Source organism: Rickettsia australis str. Phillips (genome assembly GCF_000273745.1).
Taxonomy (GTDB): domain Bacteria; phylum Pseudomonadota; class Alphaproteobacteria; order Rickettsiales; family Rickettsiaceae; genus Rickettsia; species Rickettsia australis.
In genome coordinates this window covers 1-15,787 of record NZ_AKVZ01000031.1, presented here as the reverse complement: position 1 = coordinate 15,787, position 15,787 = coordinate 1, and the positions used below count along the sequence as shown (strand labels likewise).

Below are 15,787 nucleotides of genomic sequence, written 5' to 3'. Positions count from 1 at the left end.
AATAATAATAAAGTTATTATATTATATAAAATAACTTAAGCAAGAGGTATAGAAAATAAGTGGAAACTATATTTGCACAAAGCTCTGCATTCGGTAAAGCAGGGGTAGCGGTTTTTAGGATTTCAGGTCCTAAAAGTCTGGAAGTTTTGCAGCTGCTTACTGGTAAAAAAGACTTTAAGCCGAGATTAATGTATTATCAACAAATTATTGCCCCTGAAACCAAGGAGCTAATTGATAATGCTATGGTTGTTTATTTTAAGCTACCTAATAGTTTTACTGGAGAAGACGTAGTCGAGATTCATACTCACGGCAGTAAAGCTATATCTATTATGCTGATAAATACTTTGTTAAATATATCTGATATTCGTTTGGCAGAAGCAGGGGAATTTACCAAAAGAGCTTTTTTAAATAATAAATTTGATTTAACAGCCGCAGAAGGAATAGCCGATCTAATTAACGCTGAAACCATTATGCAGCATAGGCAAGCAATTAGACAAGCAAGTGGCATACTTGAAGAATTATATAATAACTGGCGTAGTCAGCTTTTAAAAATTATCTCTCTGCTTGAAGCTTATATAGATTTCCCTGATGAAGATATACCGGATAGCGTCCTTAACGATGTTAATAACACTCATAAAAACCTTGTAAATGAAATATCTCATTATCTTAACGATAATAGACGAGGAGAATTACTAAATAGCGGTCTTAAACTTGCAATTATCGGCCCACCTAATGCAGGTAAGTCTAGCTTATTAAACTTCTTAATGCAAAGAGACATAGCGATTGTCTCAAATATTGCAGGCACTACTAGAGATATAATAGAGGGGCATTTAGACATTGGCGGTTATCCTATTATTTTACAAGATACAGCAGGTATAAGAGAAGAAAGTAGTGACATTATCGAGCAAGAAGGTATAAAAAGAGCTATTAATTCGGCTAAAACAGCGGATATTAAAATTATTATGTTTGATGCCAAAAAATTAGACTCCTCTATAAATGAAGATATTGCAGGTTTAATTGATGAAAATACTATCGTAATAATTAATAAAATAGACCTTATAGAACCAACCAAAGTATTTTTAATTGAAGATAAATATAAATGCTTAAGAGTTTCGGTAAAAAATAATATTGCTCTTTCAAGTATATTAAAAAATATAGAAAATATTGCCGAAAATATGGTTGGTTTTACCGAAACGCCTTACATAACAAATCAACGTCATCGTCATTATTTAAAACAAGCTCTCTCACATTTAACGGCTTTTAGCTTAGATAATGATTTAGTTCTAGCAACTGAAGATATTAGAATGACGGCACGCTGCATTGGTGCTATTACGGGCGTTATTAACGTAGAAGAAATACTAAGCGAGATCTTTAAAAATTTCTGCATAGGGAAATAATGTCTATGTGATGCCCGCTTGGCATTGGTGTTATTGCATGGATCAAAAAACGCACTTGGTGTCACTCGTAGCTTGACCACGGGCTCCAGTTAAAAATGTCAAATTATGTACATTATAAGTTATATTTTTGGACCCCATGGTCAAGCCACGGGATGACACCAAAGAGGCTTTCATAATAGTAACCCATCTCAAACTCCTTTCTCATATATTAATTTATTTTAACTTTACCTTGACAAAAACATTAACATACTCTAGAAACCACGTTTTATGGTTTTATTAATTAAATTAAAGGAGTAACATGATGGCACCTATATTAAATATAAACTTAAACTGTTTCATGCCTATATTTGCAAATGAAATGGTGAGTAGCTTACCTGGAAATACAAAACATACTATTTATAAGTTAGGCAATACTATATTTTCATTAGTATATAATACTGTTAAAGGAAGTTTCACTAACGGTTATTTAGTTGAGAATATAAAATGTAATTGGGCAGGAATCTTTAATCATTTAACAGATGTACCTAACGATTTATCAGTAGTAATTAGGGAGTGTACAGGCATTAAAATCCCTATAAAATCTATTGCTACTTATGAAAACAATACTAGCGTTATTTTAGAAGAAGGTAAGCACTTACTTCAAAACACTACCTTAGTAGAATTAAATGAATGCACTACCACTGAAGGCGCAGCTATTTTACAAGAGCATAATGCCAAAATGCTTGTTAATAATTTGAGAGATATTTTTAATCATTCGGAAATAACTTTGAACAATGTTCAAGAAGTAGGGGTAGAAATTTTTAATTTATTGAATATACCAATCACATTCACTACTGATAATCTTAAGGTTATTCTAGATGCTTTCAACATAACTTTGGACAATATATCCCCTACAGCAGTAGGTAAAGATATTTTAAATTTACTAAGTAAAACTTTCACTGAGGCAACCACTCCCACTACAGAAAAACCTAATGACGACACAAATGGCGGTGGATATACCGGTGCTTATATCACCGCTACGGTATTTGGAATAATAAGTATAGGTTTTGCAGTTAAATATGGATGGGATTGGTATAAGGGAAAAAATATAAAAGATCAAAATCTAGAGTTAGAGGGTGAAAACATAAAGTTAGAGGGTGAAAACATAAAGTTACAAAAGGCTAATATAAATCTTAGCACACTAATTGAATTTCAAGCGATGTTAGATGAAATTATAGGAATTGGAAATTTAACAGATATAGTTGCAATACTAAACACAATTAATCAAGATACGATAAATTTACATGGTCAAAATTATGATATTTCTCTATTAAAATCAAAAATACAAGGTCTAGATAAAGCAATTACAAAGTTAAATTCTGTCTCTAACATATGTGCTAATATAAATTCTTTAGGTAACACATTACATAAAATATGTGATCTTCTTAATGGAAAGGATAATTTTATTGCTATTAAATCTTTTGCAAATTTAATAAAAGAATCAAGGGAAACGGATATTAAATCCGAAGAACACAAAAACTGTCTTGAGCAAGTATTCGAGATGCTACTTGGAATTGATGAAACCTCAAGCGGAGAATATACTTATATTCCAGAGTTACCAAATCATGAAATGCCATTATTAGCCGATGTCTCATCTAGCTCTTTAGGCATAGGAGTATAGAACGTTGTGAGTATAATAACAAACCATCATTGACTTTTTGAAAGTTATATATAAAATGATACTTGGAGTAGCAAAGTGCTATTTCGGGGTGTCGAAACTTCTGCCAAAAGTGAGAACATTTCTCACAAAACCGATGTAATCCTCGACTTCACGGTCGGGGAGATATTAGGTATGTTCAGAGCTTAAGGGTTACTATAAGCTTAAAACTCCCTAGTGTGGCTGACTTTTGGCAGTGTGCGACCTCCCAGACCACCAAAAATTATGCTCATTGGTGGTTAAAAAACTTAAAGTATTTCAAATTAGTCCTAGGTTGTGTAAAGGAAAATCAATTTAATCTATTTTTGCTTTTTTTAGCTACAAATTATAAGATTTTTTTAATAGGTATAACTATTACTGCAAAAATCTTATTAACTTTTCTTCACATAGCATAGTTACTTTATAAGTTTAGGCATTCAATAATTCGCTGTTGAGATTACTTTTTTACCGGTTTTATTTTTTAAGGCGTTTTTAGCTATACATTTTACTTACAACCTTATTTTCTTCCATTCCTGTTGCATTATTAGCTTCCATTACTTGACGAGTAGATAATTCAGCAAGATTTGTATGTATAAATTTTAACTGAAATAGCAAAACGCTATTTCGGGCTTTTAAAGCCTTTTGTAAACGTGGATGGTATCTACCATTGAATGATACCATCCTCAACTTTATTAAGGTTGGGGTGTGATAATAGCATATGTCCAAGGTTTAAACCTAAAAGCTATTATAAACTGTCGTTTACGGTTTCTCTGAACGCACCGTGTAACCAAATTTCAGATACATCGATATAAAAATATGCTTTATCATGTTTTTCTCTCCTGTTCTATGTACGAGCTAAGTGGTTATTCACTTGATATTAATGGTTGATCGTGAATAAACCATTGCTCTATTGATTGTTCGGAACCAAATGAAGTAAGAAGTAATACATCGGGGCACGGGTTATTAATTATAATTAAATTAATAACCTGACCACCATCGTTACCTCCTTACAGTGTCTAAAACTATACTTCATTTTAAATATTTATTAAACATAGACCATCATAAAATATTTTGTGGTGGTTAGAACTTAAAAATCTAAGTTTAACTAAACGTGGCAAATCAAAATGACTTCCACTAACAAAATAATAATCTTTCTAACACCACTTTCAAATTCTGAAGATCGTAAGCGTCGTAGAAGAGCACTCCTTAATTCATATTGTTGGCAAAACAGTTTCACTATATTAAAAACCCTAGAAAAAAGCTTGTTTGATCATGCTATTTTAAAAGAGTTGATTAATCAAATCGTACACGAAGCCTAAAGGAACTATTACTGTTTTTATTGAAGATAAATTATTAAACACTCCAAATAGTATAGTCCTATTTTCAGTAATTGGGACTTTATATTTACTTGGATTCATTAAAACGGCAATATATATAAAAACTGAGTTAAAACTTTGTGGATCAATACTTGACGATTTTTTTTAAGTATTGCGACCTTTAATCTTAATTTTTATATTTCAGGATAAATGATAGAGCCGTTAGCAAAATAGCTTTAATTAGCTTTAAAATTATTTTGTTAACAGTCCTATAGTATGCTAAGATATTGCTTTTAAAAACAAGTGATTATCAGTGTCAAAATTCTCATTTAATATTCATCATCAGCATAAAAAAGCTAGAAGCGGTATTATCGCAACTGCACACGGTGAAATTCGTACTCCGGCCTTTATGCCGGTCGGGACTAGAGGAACTGTTAAGGCAATGTTGCCTGAATCGGTAGCAGAAACCGGAGCTGATATATTACTCGGGAATACTTACCACTTAATGCTTCAGCCAAGTGCTGAGCGTATAGCACGCCTTGGCGGCCTGCATAAATTCATGAATTGGGATAAGCCTATATTAACTGATTCCGGGGGTTTTCAGGTAATGTCGCTATCAAAGTTACGCAAGATAACCGAAGAAGGAGTAAGTTTCAGCTCTCATATTAACGGTGATAAATATATGTTAACGCCTGAGCGTTCTACCGCAATACAATATCTGCTCGGTAGCACGATCACTATGGCTTTTGACGAATGTACGCCGTACCCTGTTACATTTGAAGAAGCTAAAACTTCTATGCAGCTTACGACTAGATGGGCGAATAGATCACGTAATGCCTTTGTTAAGCGGGAAGGCTACGCACAATTCGGTATTATTCAAGGTAGTGTTTACGAAGAATTACGTGAGCAATCAGCTAAAGATTTAGTAGAACTCGATTTTGAGGGCTATGCTATAGGCGGGCTTGCAGTAGGTGAGGGGCAGGAGCTTATGTTTAAAGTGCTTGATTATGCTCCTGATTTACTGCCGCAAAATAAGCCGCGTTATTTAATGGGAGTCGGTAAGCCTGCTGATATTATCTGTGCGGTTAACCGAGGTATAGATATGTTTGACTGCGTAATTCCGACACGCTCAGGACGCAACGGTCAGGCTTTTACAAAATACGGTACGGTAAATATCCGCAATAGCAAATACGCAGGTGATAATGAGCCGTTAGAACATGATTGTTCATGTCCTGCTTGCACTAATTACACGAAAGCTTATCTGCATCATGTAGTTAGAATCGGTGAGATACTTGGTTCTATGCTAATGACCTGGCATAATTTAACATATTTTCAAAACCTCATGAGCCGTATTAGAGAATATATTAAACTAGGTAAAGATTTTGATTTTGATTCTTAATAAACCCTTAGTTGACTAATTATAAAACGTACTTAAATAGATTATGTTATGGAAAAGGTTTATGTAGATCATACTTTAGTGATTATAGATAGAAAAAAATAAAAATCGGTGGCTATTATATCGCTTGAAGATCATAATTCTATAGCAGAAACTTTATATTTGTTAAAAAGTCTTAAGAATGCTGAAAGACTAAAGCGAGCAATTAACGATTTTGAAGAAAATAAAAATTTTAGAAACAGATACTCAAGCCGTCATTTCGAGGAAATTATGGAGTAATTGGCGAAGCAATCTAGTAAAAATTCTGATTTACAGATTTTTTTATTATTTTTCCTGGATTGCTTCGTCTAATTACTATGTAATTCTTCTCGCAATGACGGAAAACCGGTCCACGCAACAACGCCTCCTCGCAATGACAAAATTTATAGTTATTGAGCAATGTAAATGAAAATATAAACTACTAATGCAAAATATTGATTTTATATCTGAAGAAGAAGCAAAAAAATTACTAAAAGAACTCAGCTGTAAAATAGCAGTGTATAACCATGCTTATTATATAGAGGATAATCCTTTAGTTTCAGATGCCGAGTATGATCAGCTAGTTAATATCAATCTAAAATTAGAGCAGAAATTTCCTCATTTAGTTTTAGAAAATAGTCCTAGCAAGGAAGTAGGGGCTAAAATAGCAAATAAATTTGCTAAAGTTACGCATCAAGTTCCTATGCTATCTCTTAGTAATGCTTTTGATGAGCAAGATGTAAGAGATTTTGTAGACCGTATAAAAAATTTCTTACGTCTTGATGAGTTTGCTCCTATCTTTTGTGAACCTAAAATAGATGGCTTATCTTTTTCTGCTATATATAAAAACGGGCTGCTTATAACAGGCGCGACCAGAGGTGATGGATATGTCGGTGAAGATATAACGGCAAATATTAAAACAATCAAAAATTTTCCTCATAAAATAGATAATGTTCCGGCATTTTTAGAAGTACGAGGGGAAATTTATATTGAAAAACAAGATTTTTTAAACCTAAATGAAGAACAAGAAGAGCAGGGCAGAGATCAATTTGCTAACCCCCGTAATGCTGCTGCTGGTTCGCTTCGTCAGCTTGATGCTTCTATTACGGCTAAACGACCGCTCAAATATTTTGTCTATTCAGGTGGAGTAACTGAGCAGAATCTGGCTGCTTCTCAAGATCAATTACTTACAAAATTAAAAGAATTTGGTTTTAGCGTTAATGAAATATCTAAGCTTACAAATTCCGAAGAAGAAGTTTTTGCCTTTTACGAATATTTAAAAACAAATCGAGAAAATTTACCTTATGAAATTGATGGGGTAGTATATAAGCTAAATGATTTTGCACTACAAAATAGAATGGGTTTTATTGCTCGATCTCCACGTTTTGCTACCGCTCATAAATTTCCCGCAATAATAGGACAAACAAAACTGCTCTCTATTACTGTGCAGGTCGGTAGAACTGGTACGTTAACGCCGGTAGCAGAGCTTGAGCCTATAGCAATAGGCGGGGTAACCGTTAGCAGAGCAACGCTGCATAATTTCCAAGAAATCACACGCAAAGATGTGCAGATTAAGGATTACGTATTCTTGCAGCGTGCCGGTGACGTTATTCCTAAAATCACTGGAGTTGATATAGAGAAGCGTCCTAATGATACAATAGCATTTGAATTTCCTTTATTTTGTCCTTCATGTAATTCTAAGTTGTATTACGTTCCTGAAGATATTATTATACGCTGTGATAACGGTCTTAATTGTCCCGCTCAGAATTATAAGCGTATATGCCATTTTGTATCAAAAAATGCGATGGATATTGAAGGGCTTGGGCTTAAGCAAGTTGAGTTTTTAATAGATCAGGGGTTGATTAGTAATCCTCTCGATATTTTCTTTTTAAAAGAAAAAAATGAAGCTAGTTTAACAAAACTTGAAAATATGGATGGATGGGGTCAAAAATCAGTAGAAAAGCTTTTTAAAAATATAGAAAAATCAAAAAATATTAGCTTGCCAAGATTTATATATGCACTAGGCATAAGGCATATTGGTGAACAAAATGCTAAATTACTTGCTAGAGAATTTGGCAGCTATAATAATTTTATAGCTCAAATGGAATTGCTTAGCAAAAACGATTCGTATATCTATCAAAAACTAAACAATTTAGAAGGAATCGGTGATAAGATTTTAATAGATATTATTGGCTTTTTGGACGTTAAAGAAAATATCCAGCTTATCAAAAAATTTGGTGAAATATTAAATATTGAAGATTATAAAGAGACTAGGGAACAAAGCAGTTTAACAGGTAAGATAGTGGTATTTACCGGTAGCTTACCGACGATATCTAGAGCGGAAGTTAAAGCAACAGCTGAGAAGTTTGGAGCTAAAGTTGCAGCTAGCGTATCATCGAACACGGATTTAGTCGTAGCAGGCCTTGATGCAGGCAGTAAGCTTAAAAAAGCTAAAGAGCTTAATATTAAAATTATTGATGAAGAAGAATGGCTTACGCTTATAAAAAACGCTTAGGAAAAGCGACTGTTGCATGTGTTGCAACAGTTCAAATAGAAGGAGAAAAGAGTGTAGAAAGACAAATAGAATATTATAATTTAGATGCAATAATCTTAGTAAGATATAGGGTCAATTCTAAGAGAGAAATCGCTTTTAGAAAATGGGCTACTAACTTACTTAAAGAATATAGTATTATTTACATTGCTTTTACGAAAGATTGCACAGTAAATTGGACTATGATATAATATATTATAAATATAAAGAGGCATTTTATGGGGCATAGTATTGTTATCCCTAATGATTTAAATAATGAATTAACAATTGTAGCTAAATTAGAGGAAATGCCTAAATCTAAGCTGAGACGAGAAGCAATTAAAAATTATTTATGTGCATTAAAAGAAGAGAGAGAAGATGCAGAAATTGCTTTAGCAAGAAGCAATAATCCAAATAAAAATTTTATACTGCAGAAGAAAGCAACGGAATTCTTAAAAAAGAAATATGATTTATAAAGTATATGCTCTATGTCATTCCCGCTTTCGTGGGCATGACATAGAGTTATATGAGCGAGCTGGTCATAGAAGTGAAATTTATGATTAATTTAAAATGAACTATCGTCATATTTATCATGCAGGCAATTTTGCCGATATAGTCAAACATTTAGTGCTAATTAGCATTTTAGAACAGCTTAAGAAAAAAGATAAACCTTTTGCGGTTTTAGATGCTTTTGCAGGTCTTGGTCTTTATGATTTAAACTTGGAAGCGGCTTCTAAAACTCTAGAAAGCGATACGGGAATTAATAAATTACTGCAAGCTACTAATCCTATTCTTGAACTCTTACAAACTTTCTTAAATATAGTAAATCTAGCAGGACAAAATCATTATCCTGGCTCACCTTTTATAATTAAACAATTATTGAGAGCAAATGATCGTTTAATTGCCTGCGAACTTCATCCAAGCGATTATTTAAGTTTAAAAAAATTATTACTAAATGATACGCATAATATAGATGCTTATAATGCGATTAAAGCTTTTCTACCATTTAAAGAGAATAGAGGGTTAATTTTTCTTGATCCGCCTTTTGAAGTAAAAAATGAGTTCCAAAAATTACTTGAAGCACTTAAAAAAATTAAGCTACGAGTTCTTAATAATCCCATCTTAATTTGGTATCCTATAAAGGATTTACCTTTGGTCCGTGATTTTTACCACAATTACAAAAATATTGGATTTAACGAAGCTATAATTATTGAATATGAGCTTTTAAATAGTGATAAAAATATGGTTAAGTGTGGATTAATGTTAATTAATCCTCTAAATATTATAGGAGAATTAGAAAAATTAACGGGTTATTTAAGCAATATTTTAAACTTAAAATTTACGTATATTTACTTTTAATGTTTTTTCAAAAATATATCTTTTTACTGTTTATAGTTTTTCTTGTTCAAGGTTGCAGCAGTATTAAAGAATCTAGTGATACTAGATTACTTTCTACTACTTCATCTCAATTAAAGCAAAAATATAAAATCAGTCATGCGGATTTAGTAGTACAGTATGATTTAACAAACAAAAATAACAAATGTATATACGCAAAAAACTTAGGTCTGATAATTAATAACCCTAAGCAGAATAAGATTGTTTTACAAAAATTCCATAATAAAAACCTGACAGAATTTAATAAAGCAGCCGAAATAAAAATAGCTGATATAAAGGCAGTTGTAACAAAATTAAATTCAAAATATAAGTTTCTCTCTAAACCGGAAGCTAGTTATTTTGCAAAAAAACAGACTCATAGGAATAATATTTCAGAACTAACCAAGCTTGATAAGATCATTAGCACGATACCGCTTATGATGCCGGAATATGAGCCGAAAATTACTAGCCATTACGGAACTAGGAAAAGTCCTCATAAAAAGAAAAGAAAAAAGAAATGTTTCCATAGCGGTATTGATTTACAAGCTAAAAAAGCAGCACCGATATATGCAGCAGCAAGTGGAATTGTTATAAAAGCCGCTAGAGCACCTGATTACGGGAATTTTGTTGAGATTAAACATGGACGCAAATTTGTTACGAAATATGCTCATTTAAAGGAAATGTCAGTTAAGGAAGGCAATAAAATTAAGCGGGGTCAATTTATCGGTATACAAGGAAGAACCGGTAATGCAACGGGTGAACATTTGCATTTTGAAATTCTACTAGACAACAAAGCAATCAATCCGTTGGACTTTATTTTTAACTGCCGTAAATGTTGATAGAGTAGGTTTGTCGATCCATGCAATAACACAAATATTAATCTAATTTATATATAATATGATCAAACTTTTATATCCTAAATTTTGGCAGAAGCGAAATATTATAGCTTATTTGCTTTTGCCTATAAGCCTGATATATAAATTTTTAGGCTATTTACGAGCTAGTTTAGCACGTGCTATTATGTTGCCTGCTAAAGTTATTTGTGTTGGTAATTGTAGCGTAGGAGGTACGGGTAAGACACAGATAGTAATGTATCTAGCCAAATTACTGAGAGCTAAAAATGTAAGTTTTGTAATAGTAACTAAGGCTTATGGTAGTAACCTTAAAAGTGCAACTACCATACATCAAGGACATACAGCATTAGAGGTAGGAGATGAGGGAGTAATACTTGCAAAACATGAAACAGTTATTGCTACTAAAAATATTAAAGAGATTTTACCATTAATTAACGAGCTTAAACCTGATATAATAATAATGGATGATTTCCTACAAAATCCTTATTTTTATAAAGATTTTACTATAGTTTCAGTAGATAGCCAAAGGCTTTTTGGCAATGGCTTTCTAATTCCTGCAGGGCCTTTAAGACAATATCCAAATAAAGCCCTTGATGCAGCTGATTTAATTTTTTTAGTCAGTAGTACCAATGATAAAATACCGAATATTTTAACTCCTTATGCCAATAAATTAATAAATGCTCAAATAGTTCCTTCAAATAATATAGATCAAACTAAAAATTATTTTGCTTTTAGCGGTATCGGTAATCCTGAACGTTTCTTTTCAACTTTAAAAAATTATGGACTGAATATAACCGGTTATAAAATTTTTCCTGATCATTATAATTATTTACAAGCAGATTTGGAAAATTTATATTCATTAGCTAAAAAGCATAATGCTACCTTAATTACTACAAGAAAAGATCATATTAAGTTTAATGATTTAAATAATAATATTGTCTGTTTAGATGTAGAACTATCTATAAACAACCATGATTTATTAAATGAAAAAATTTTTCAAAAAGCTCAGATATTTAATTGAGTATTTTATCGTCGTTATATTCCTTAAAGTAATAGGAATATTCGGTGTAGATAAAGCAGCAGATATTTGTAGTTTTATAGCAAGAAAAGTCGGTATATTATTCGCCGTTAATAAAATTGCTAGACGAAATATTAAAGCAGTATTCGGCGATATGTGTGATGTTGAAAAAATCATAGATAAAACTTGGGATAATTTCGGTAGATTCATCGGTGAAAGTGCTTATGTTAATAAAATGAGCGAAGCTGAGCTAGAACATAGAACCGAGATAATAGGTATTGAGAATATTAGAAAGCTAGGAGAACAACCATTTTTATTATTTAGTGGTCACTTTGCTAATTGGGATATTGGGCTTCATCTTCTGCATAAATATTATTCGAAATTTGCTGTGATTTACCGTAAGGCAAATAACCCGTATGTTAATAAGTTAATTAATGAAAGCCGTGCCGGTGATAAATTAAGACTTATACCGAAAGGTCCTGAAGGTAGTAGCGCTTTAGTTAGGGCTATCAAGGATGGTGAATCTATTGTTATGCTTGTTGATCAAAAAATGAACGATGGAATTGAAGTGCCTTTTTTAGGGCATCCTGCTATGACGGCCAACGCCATCGCTAAAATTGCTTTGCAGTATAAATATACAATTATACCGTGTCAAATTATCAGAACTAAAGGTAGCTATTTTAAAGTAATAGTTCATCCGCAATTAAAGTTTGAGCAAACCGGCGATAATAAAGCCGATTGCTATAATATTATGCTTAATATTAATCAAATGCTAGGAGAATGGGTTAAGCAAAATCCTTCTCAATGGTTTTGGTTTCACAATAGGTGGAAGAAATGAAACGTCATGAGCTAAGCGACTGAATGGTCCCACAGCCTCGGTGTCATACCATGGTTAAGCCACGGTACGACAGCTGTGGAATTGATCCACGTACAACACTTAAGAAAGCATAGTTCGTAATGTTTCAAGTACTTCTTGAGCGTGATTTTTAGCATTTACCGAACGCCAAATATGCTTAACTATTCCCTCATTATCAAGTAAAAACGTAGCTCTATCAATGCCCATATATTTTTTACCGAACATTGATTTTTCTATCCATACCCCTAATTGTTCACACAAATTTGAATTTGCATCAGAGGCTAAATCAAATCCTAAACTATATTTTTTTTAAATTTATCATGAGAGTCAAGCTTATCTTTGGATACTCCGATAATTACCGTATTAAGTGTATCGAATTCCGGTTTTAGCTTGTTAAAATCTTGTGCTTCAATAGTACATCCAGGCGTATCGTCTTTCGGATAAAAATATAGTACTATGAATTTTCCTTTTAAATCCGATAGTTTAATTACTTTATCTTTACCTATGTGTAAAGATAAATCAGGAACTTTTGTTCCTAGTTCTAATGTCATGACATCCTCAAATTTATTTTATATTAATAAACTATATATTAAATATGTCCTTTTTAAAATTGCTTTTTAAAATTATATTATTTATGATACCGATATATTAATATCTAAGTTTAATTTTTATTAGCTATTTTCAAAAATAGGTTTTATAAGAACTATAAGTGAAGCACTTGAAGCATTACATAAAAATCTTAAGGACTCTGCTAAAATTATTACTGCCGATTTTAATAAAAAATGTCATGAAGTAGCGGATAAATTATCCGTCAAAATTAATGATTTAGAGGAATATGCTAAGGACAGTAAAGACCATTCTTTAGAAACTATAAAAGAGCAATATAAAAATGAGCAATATAAAAATTTAACGAAAGAGTTACAAGATTATCAGAAAATTAAAGATGATATAAGTAGAAGAATATAGACAAACTCTTGTAAAAAAACTTGATGATTTAAGTAAGAAAATTGAACAATATAATACTAAACATAAATAATTGGAGAATATAATGAAAAAAGTTTTAATCACATTAGGTGCTACTGCTACATTATTATTAACACCTAGCATTTTTGCAGATTCACCTACCAAGGAGGAAGCAAAAGCAAATGCAGTGCAAACTGAAGCAGTAGTTACAACCAGTATAAAAACAATTACCGAAAATTTAAAGGAATTAAAAGACAATTTAACCAACTTAGCCCAAACGGGAGCCGATACATTTAATCAAACCTTAAGCAATACTTACGATCAGATAACACAAAGTGTTGCAGAGATAAAAAAGACTGTGAAAGATCAGAAAGATAAAAAAGGTGAAGAACTGCAAAAATGTATAGAGGATGTAAAAGCAAAAATGGAAAATTATAAAAAAGCAGAAAGCAAGGAGCAAGAAAAAATACGTCAGCACCTAGTGGATAAATTAGAAGAGCTAAATAAAAATATTAACGAATATAATAAAGAAAAAGCAAATTCATAATTTGATTGAGTGGGCTTTGGTTCTACCATTGTCACCCCGTCCGTGGCCTTGACCGGTGTTGTTGCGTGGCTCACTTATGTCATTCCCACGTAGGTGGGAGTCCATCATAAAGCGAGATAAATCTAGCTTTAAAAAATATTTTAGATCAAGATTTTATTCAAATAAAGCTTCAAAAGCTTTAAAGTACTGGATTTCTGCCTACGCAGGAATGACATAGAGTGGGTTTTGCAAGCCATGCAACAAGGCTGGCTTGACCACGGGGTGACACCATTAAAAATCGGTATTATTTATGACTATTACCAAAGAAAAAATTTCAGCTATGTTAAGCTCCAAATTGGGTTTTTCAAATAATTTGTGCGAGGAAATAGTTAATACGGTTTTTTCTAATATTTTAGAAATAGCAAAAGAGCAAAAATTAACTTTAAAGAATTTCGGTAGCTTTGAGGTTAAACAAAAAAATCCACGTCCCGGAATAAATTTTCATACTAAATCACCAGTAATTATAGAATCAAAAAAGAATTTACGTTTTGTCCCTTCTTCCAAATTAAAAGCCCTAGTTAATGAACATGACCAACAATAAGCTAACAAAAAAATATTATTCTGCTAGTGAAGTGATTAAGCATTTAAATATTGCTTTACATCAATTAAGATATCTAGAGGCAAAAATCCCTAATTTATCTAATTATAAAATAAATAATAGAAAATACTATACTGTTAATGATATTGATCTACTTCAAAAATCTTTAAAGAAAGATATTATATCTCCGTCTACCGATAAAGTCGATATATTACTTACCAACTTTCATAATTTGTCTCTTCAAATAAAAAAATTCTTGCTGATGTCTCGATGACTTGCGTATAGTACTTGTCATATCACGTTTTAAAGACAAGAAAAGAGTGTATTATGACAATAAGACAAAGAGCAAAACCGGTAATTATAGGTATATCCGGTCCTGAATTAACCGATGCTGAAAGAGAATTATTTGAAGAGCATAATCCTTTAGGTGTAATTTTATTCCGTCGTAATATTAGAAAGAATGATAACGGTGAGCAGGATAAAGAAACTCTTATTAAGCTTATTGCAGATATAAAAGAAGTATTAGGAGAAAATACTATCATCTCTATAGATCAAGAGGGAGGTAGGGTAAAAAGGCTCATAGCACCAACTTTTTATGACGCTCCGGCTGCTCAAACTTTCGTTGATGTGCAAGAGTGCAAACAAAACTATATCAATATAGGCAAAGAGCTAAGAGAAGTAGGTATTAATCTAGATTTTGCTCCGGTAGCGGATTTGATACACGAAGGAGCAGACAAGATAGTCGGCGATAGAAGTTTCGGCTCAGGGCTGGAAGTAGTCGTGCCTTTATGTTTAGCTGCTATAGATGGATTACAAGAAGAGAAAGTCGTGGCTTGTATAAAACATATTCCTGGTCATGGTAGAGCTAAAGTGGATAGCCATATAGGGTTACCTATTGTTGATACTAGCTTAAAAGAACTAGAGGATACAGACTTTAAAGTATTTAAGGAGCTAGCGAAGCACGATAATATTAAACTTGCTATGACGGCACATATAATTTATAAAGCTCTTGATCCTGAGAACCCTGCCACCCTATCCAAAAAAGTTCAAGCCTATATTAAAAATAATATAGGCTTTAAAGGGCTTATTATTTCCGATGCAATAGATATGAAAGCTTTAAGCGGTAGTATGGCAGATATTACCAAAGGAGTTTTAGATGCAGGTGTAGATATAGTGCTTGAATGTACCGGAGCATTTAACAAAATGTCTGAAGTTCTAGGTAGTGTTTCGGAAGATTCTATAGATAAATTTTCTGACCTTTTAATG

At 32.3% G+C, this 15,787-nt stretch carries 15 protein-coding genes and 2 pseudogenes; 15 read left to right on the top strand and 2 right to left on the bottom strand.

Going from position 1 to position 15,787, the window contains the following annotated elements; all coding sequences use genetic code 11:
- Nucleotides 1-59 precede the first annotated feature (59 nt).
- Both mnmE and A452_RS0105410 read left to right on the top strand, forming a co-directional pair.
- Nucleotides 60-1,397 (top strand): tRNA uridine-5-carboxymethylaminomethyl(34) synthesis GTPase MnmE, encoded by a 1,338-nt coding sequence (mnmE, locus tag A452_RS0105415; RefSeq protein ID WP_014412363.1) that lies wholly within the window; start codon nt 60-62, stop codon nt 1,395-1,397.
- A 301-nt stretch (nt 1,398-1,698) separates the two neighbouring features.
- Nucleotides 1,699-3,057, top strand: coding sequence for a DUF5460 family protein (locus A452_RS0105410; protein WP_014412364.1), 1,359 nt, complete (start codon nt 1,699-1,701; stop codon nt 3,055-3,057).
- Nucleotides 3,058-3,564: 507 nt separating this feature from the next.
- Here A452_RS0105410 and A452_RS0105400 read toward each other — a convergent pair.
- Nucleotides 3,565-3,753, bottom strand: a complete 189-nt coding sequence (locus A452_RS0105400; protein ID WP_014412366.1) for a hypothetical protein — start codon at nt 3,751-3,753, stop codon at nt 3,565-3,567.
- A 948-nt stretch (nt 3,754-4,701) separates the two neighbouring features.
- On the opposite strand from A452_RS0105400, the gene tgt reads away from it, so the two are divergent.
- From tgt to A452_RS0105355, 9 genes are all read left to right on the top strand, one after another.
- Complete coding sequence (gene tgt, locus A452_RS0105395) at nt 4,702-5,787, top strand: tRNA guanosine(34) transglycosylase Tgt (RefSeq protein ID WP_014412367.1); 1,086 nt, start codon at nt 4,702-4,704, stop codon at nt 5,785-5,787.
- A 108-nt stretch (nt 5,788-5,895) separates the two neighbouring features.
- Nucleotides 5,896-6,063, top strand: a complete 168-nt coding sequence (locus A452_RS0105390) for a type II toxin-antitoxin system Phd/YefM family antitoxin (protein WP_014412368.1) — start codon at nt 5,896-5,898, stop codon at nt 6,061-6,063.
- Between the two features lie 184 nt (nt 6,064-6,247).
- On the top strand, nt 6,248-8,317 hold the full coding sequence (ligA, locus tag A452_RS0105385; protein WP_014412369.1) for an NAD-dependent DNA ligase LigA: 2,070 nt from the start codon (nt 6,248-6,250) through the stop codon (nt 8,315-8,317).
- Nucleotides 8,290-8,544 carry a RhuM family protein gene (rhuM, locus tag A452_RS0105380; RefSeq protein ID WP_014412370.1) on the top strand — a complete coding sequence of 85 codons (255 nt, stop codon included), beginning with the start codon at nt 8,290-8,292 and terminating at the stop codon, nt 8,542-8,544. Before ligA ends, rhuM begins: the two co-directional genes overlap by 28 nt.
- A 27-nt stretch (nt 8,545-8,571) precedes the next feature.
- Entirely contained in the window at nt 8,572-8,808 is a 237-nt protein-coding gene (locus A452_RS0105375) for a hypothetical protein (protein ID WP_014412371.1), read from the top strand.
- Between the two features lie 94 nt (nt 8,809-8,902).
- On the top strand, nt 8,903-9,691 hold the full coding sequence (rlmJ, locus tag A452_RS0105370; RefSeq protein ID WP_014412372.1) for a 23S rRNA (adenine(2030)-N(6))-methyltransferase RlmJ: 789 nt from the start codon (nt 8,903-8,905) through the stop codon (nt 9,689-9,691).
- Nucleotides 9,691-10,545 (top strand): M23 family metallopeptidase, encoded by an 855-nt coding sequence (locus tag A452_RS0105365; protein ID WP_014412373.1) that lies wholly within the window; start codon nt 9,691-9,693, stop codon nt 10,543-10,545. Before rlmJ ends, A452_RS0105365 begins: the two co-directional genes overlap by 1 nt.
- Nucleotides 10,546-10,603: 58 nt before the next feature.
- The gene (lpxK, locus tag A452_RS0105360) at nt 10,604-11,581 is read left to right on the top strand and encodes a tetraacyldisaccharide 4'-kinase (RefSeq protein WP_014412374.1); all 978 of its coding nucleotides are present in this window, start codon (nt 10,604-10,606) and stop codon (nt 11,579-11,581) included.
- Entirely contained in the window at nt 11,544-12,416 is an 873-nt protein-coding gene (locus tag A452_RS0105355; RefSeq protein WP_014412375.1) for a lipid A biosynthesis lauroyl acyltransferase, read from the top strand. The genes lpxK and A452_RS0105355 overlap by 38 nt, the downstream gene beginning before the upstream one ends.
- Nucleotides 12,417-12,515: 99 nt before the next feature.
- On the opposite strand, the pseudogene bcp reads toward A452_RS0105355, so the two are convergent.
- Nucleotides 12,516-12,985, bottom strand: a pseudogene (gene bcp, locus A452_RS08535) (thioredoxin-dependent thiol peroxidase).
- A gap of 497 nt (nt 12,986-13,482) precedes the next feature.
- Between bcp and A452_RS0105345 the strand changes: the two are divergent.
- From A452_RS0105345 to A452_RS0105330, 4 genes and pseudogenes are all read left to right on the top strand, one after another.
- A complete protein-coding gene (locus A452_RS0105345; protein WP_014412377.1) occupies nt 13,483-13,944 on the top strand; it encodes a hypothetical protein in 462 nt (153 codons plus the stop codon).
- A gap of 289 nt (nt 13,945-14,233) precedes the next feature.
- Entirely contained in the window at nt 14,234-14,524 is a 291-nt protein-coding gene (locus A452_RS0105340) for an HU family DNA-binding protein (protein WP_014412378.1), read from the top strand.
- A pseudogene (locus A452_RS0105335) lies at nt 14,511-14,806 on the top strand (MerR family transcriptional regulator). Before A452_RS0105340 ends, A452_RS0105335 begins: the two are co-directional and overlap by 14 nt.
- Nucleotides 14,807-14,848: 42 nt before the next feature.
- Nucleotides 14,849-15,787 (top strand): glycoside hydrolase family 3 N-terminal domain-containing protein (locus tag A452_RS0105330; RefSeq protein ID WP_017208641.1); only part of this gene is annotated, 939 nt, incomplete at its 3' end.

Coding starts and splice junctions, on each gene's coding strand:
- A452_RS0105410 (WP_014412364.1), top strand. CDS start 1,699: ATGGCACCTATATTAAATATAAACTTAAACTGTTTCATGCCTATATTT.
- A452_RS0105400 (WP_014412366.1), bottom strand. CDS start 3,753: ATGGTATCATTCAATGGTAGATACCATCCACGTTTACAAAAGGCTTTA.
- ligA (WP_014412369.1), top strand. CDS start 6,248: ATGCAAAATATTGATTTTATATCTGAAGAAGAAGCAAAAAAATTACTA.
- rhuM (WP_014412370.1), top strand. CDS start 8,290: ATGGCTTACGCTTATAAAAAACGCTTAGGAAAAGCGACTGTTGCATGT.
- A452_RS0105375 (WP_014412371.1), top strand. CDS start 8,572: ATGGGGCATAGTATTGTTATCCCTAATGATTTAAATAATGAATTAACA.
- rlmJ (WP_014412372.1), top strand. CDS start 8,903: ATGAACTATCGTCATATTTATCATGCAGGCAATTTTGCCGATATAGTC.
- A452_RS0105365 (WP_014412373.1), top strand. CDS start 9,691: ATGTTTTTTCAAAAATATATCTTTTTACTGTTTATAGTTTTTCTTGTT.
- lpxK (WP_014412374.1), top strand. CDS start 10,604: ATGATCAAACTTTTATATCCTAAATTTTGGCAGAAGCGAAATATTATA.
- A452_RS0105355 (WP_014412375.1), top strand. CDS start 11,544: ATGAAAAAATTTTTCAAAAAGCTCAGATATTTAATTGAGTATTTTATC.
- A452_RS0105345 (WP_014412377.1), top strand. CDS start 13,483: ATGAAAAAAGTTTTAATCACATTAGGTGCTACTGCTACATTATTATTA.
- A452_RS0105340 (WP_014412378.1), top strand. CDS start 14,234: ATGACTATTACCAAAGAAAAAATTTCAGCTATGTTAAGCTCCAAATTG.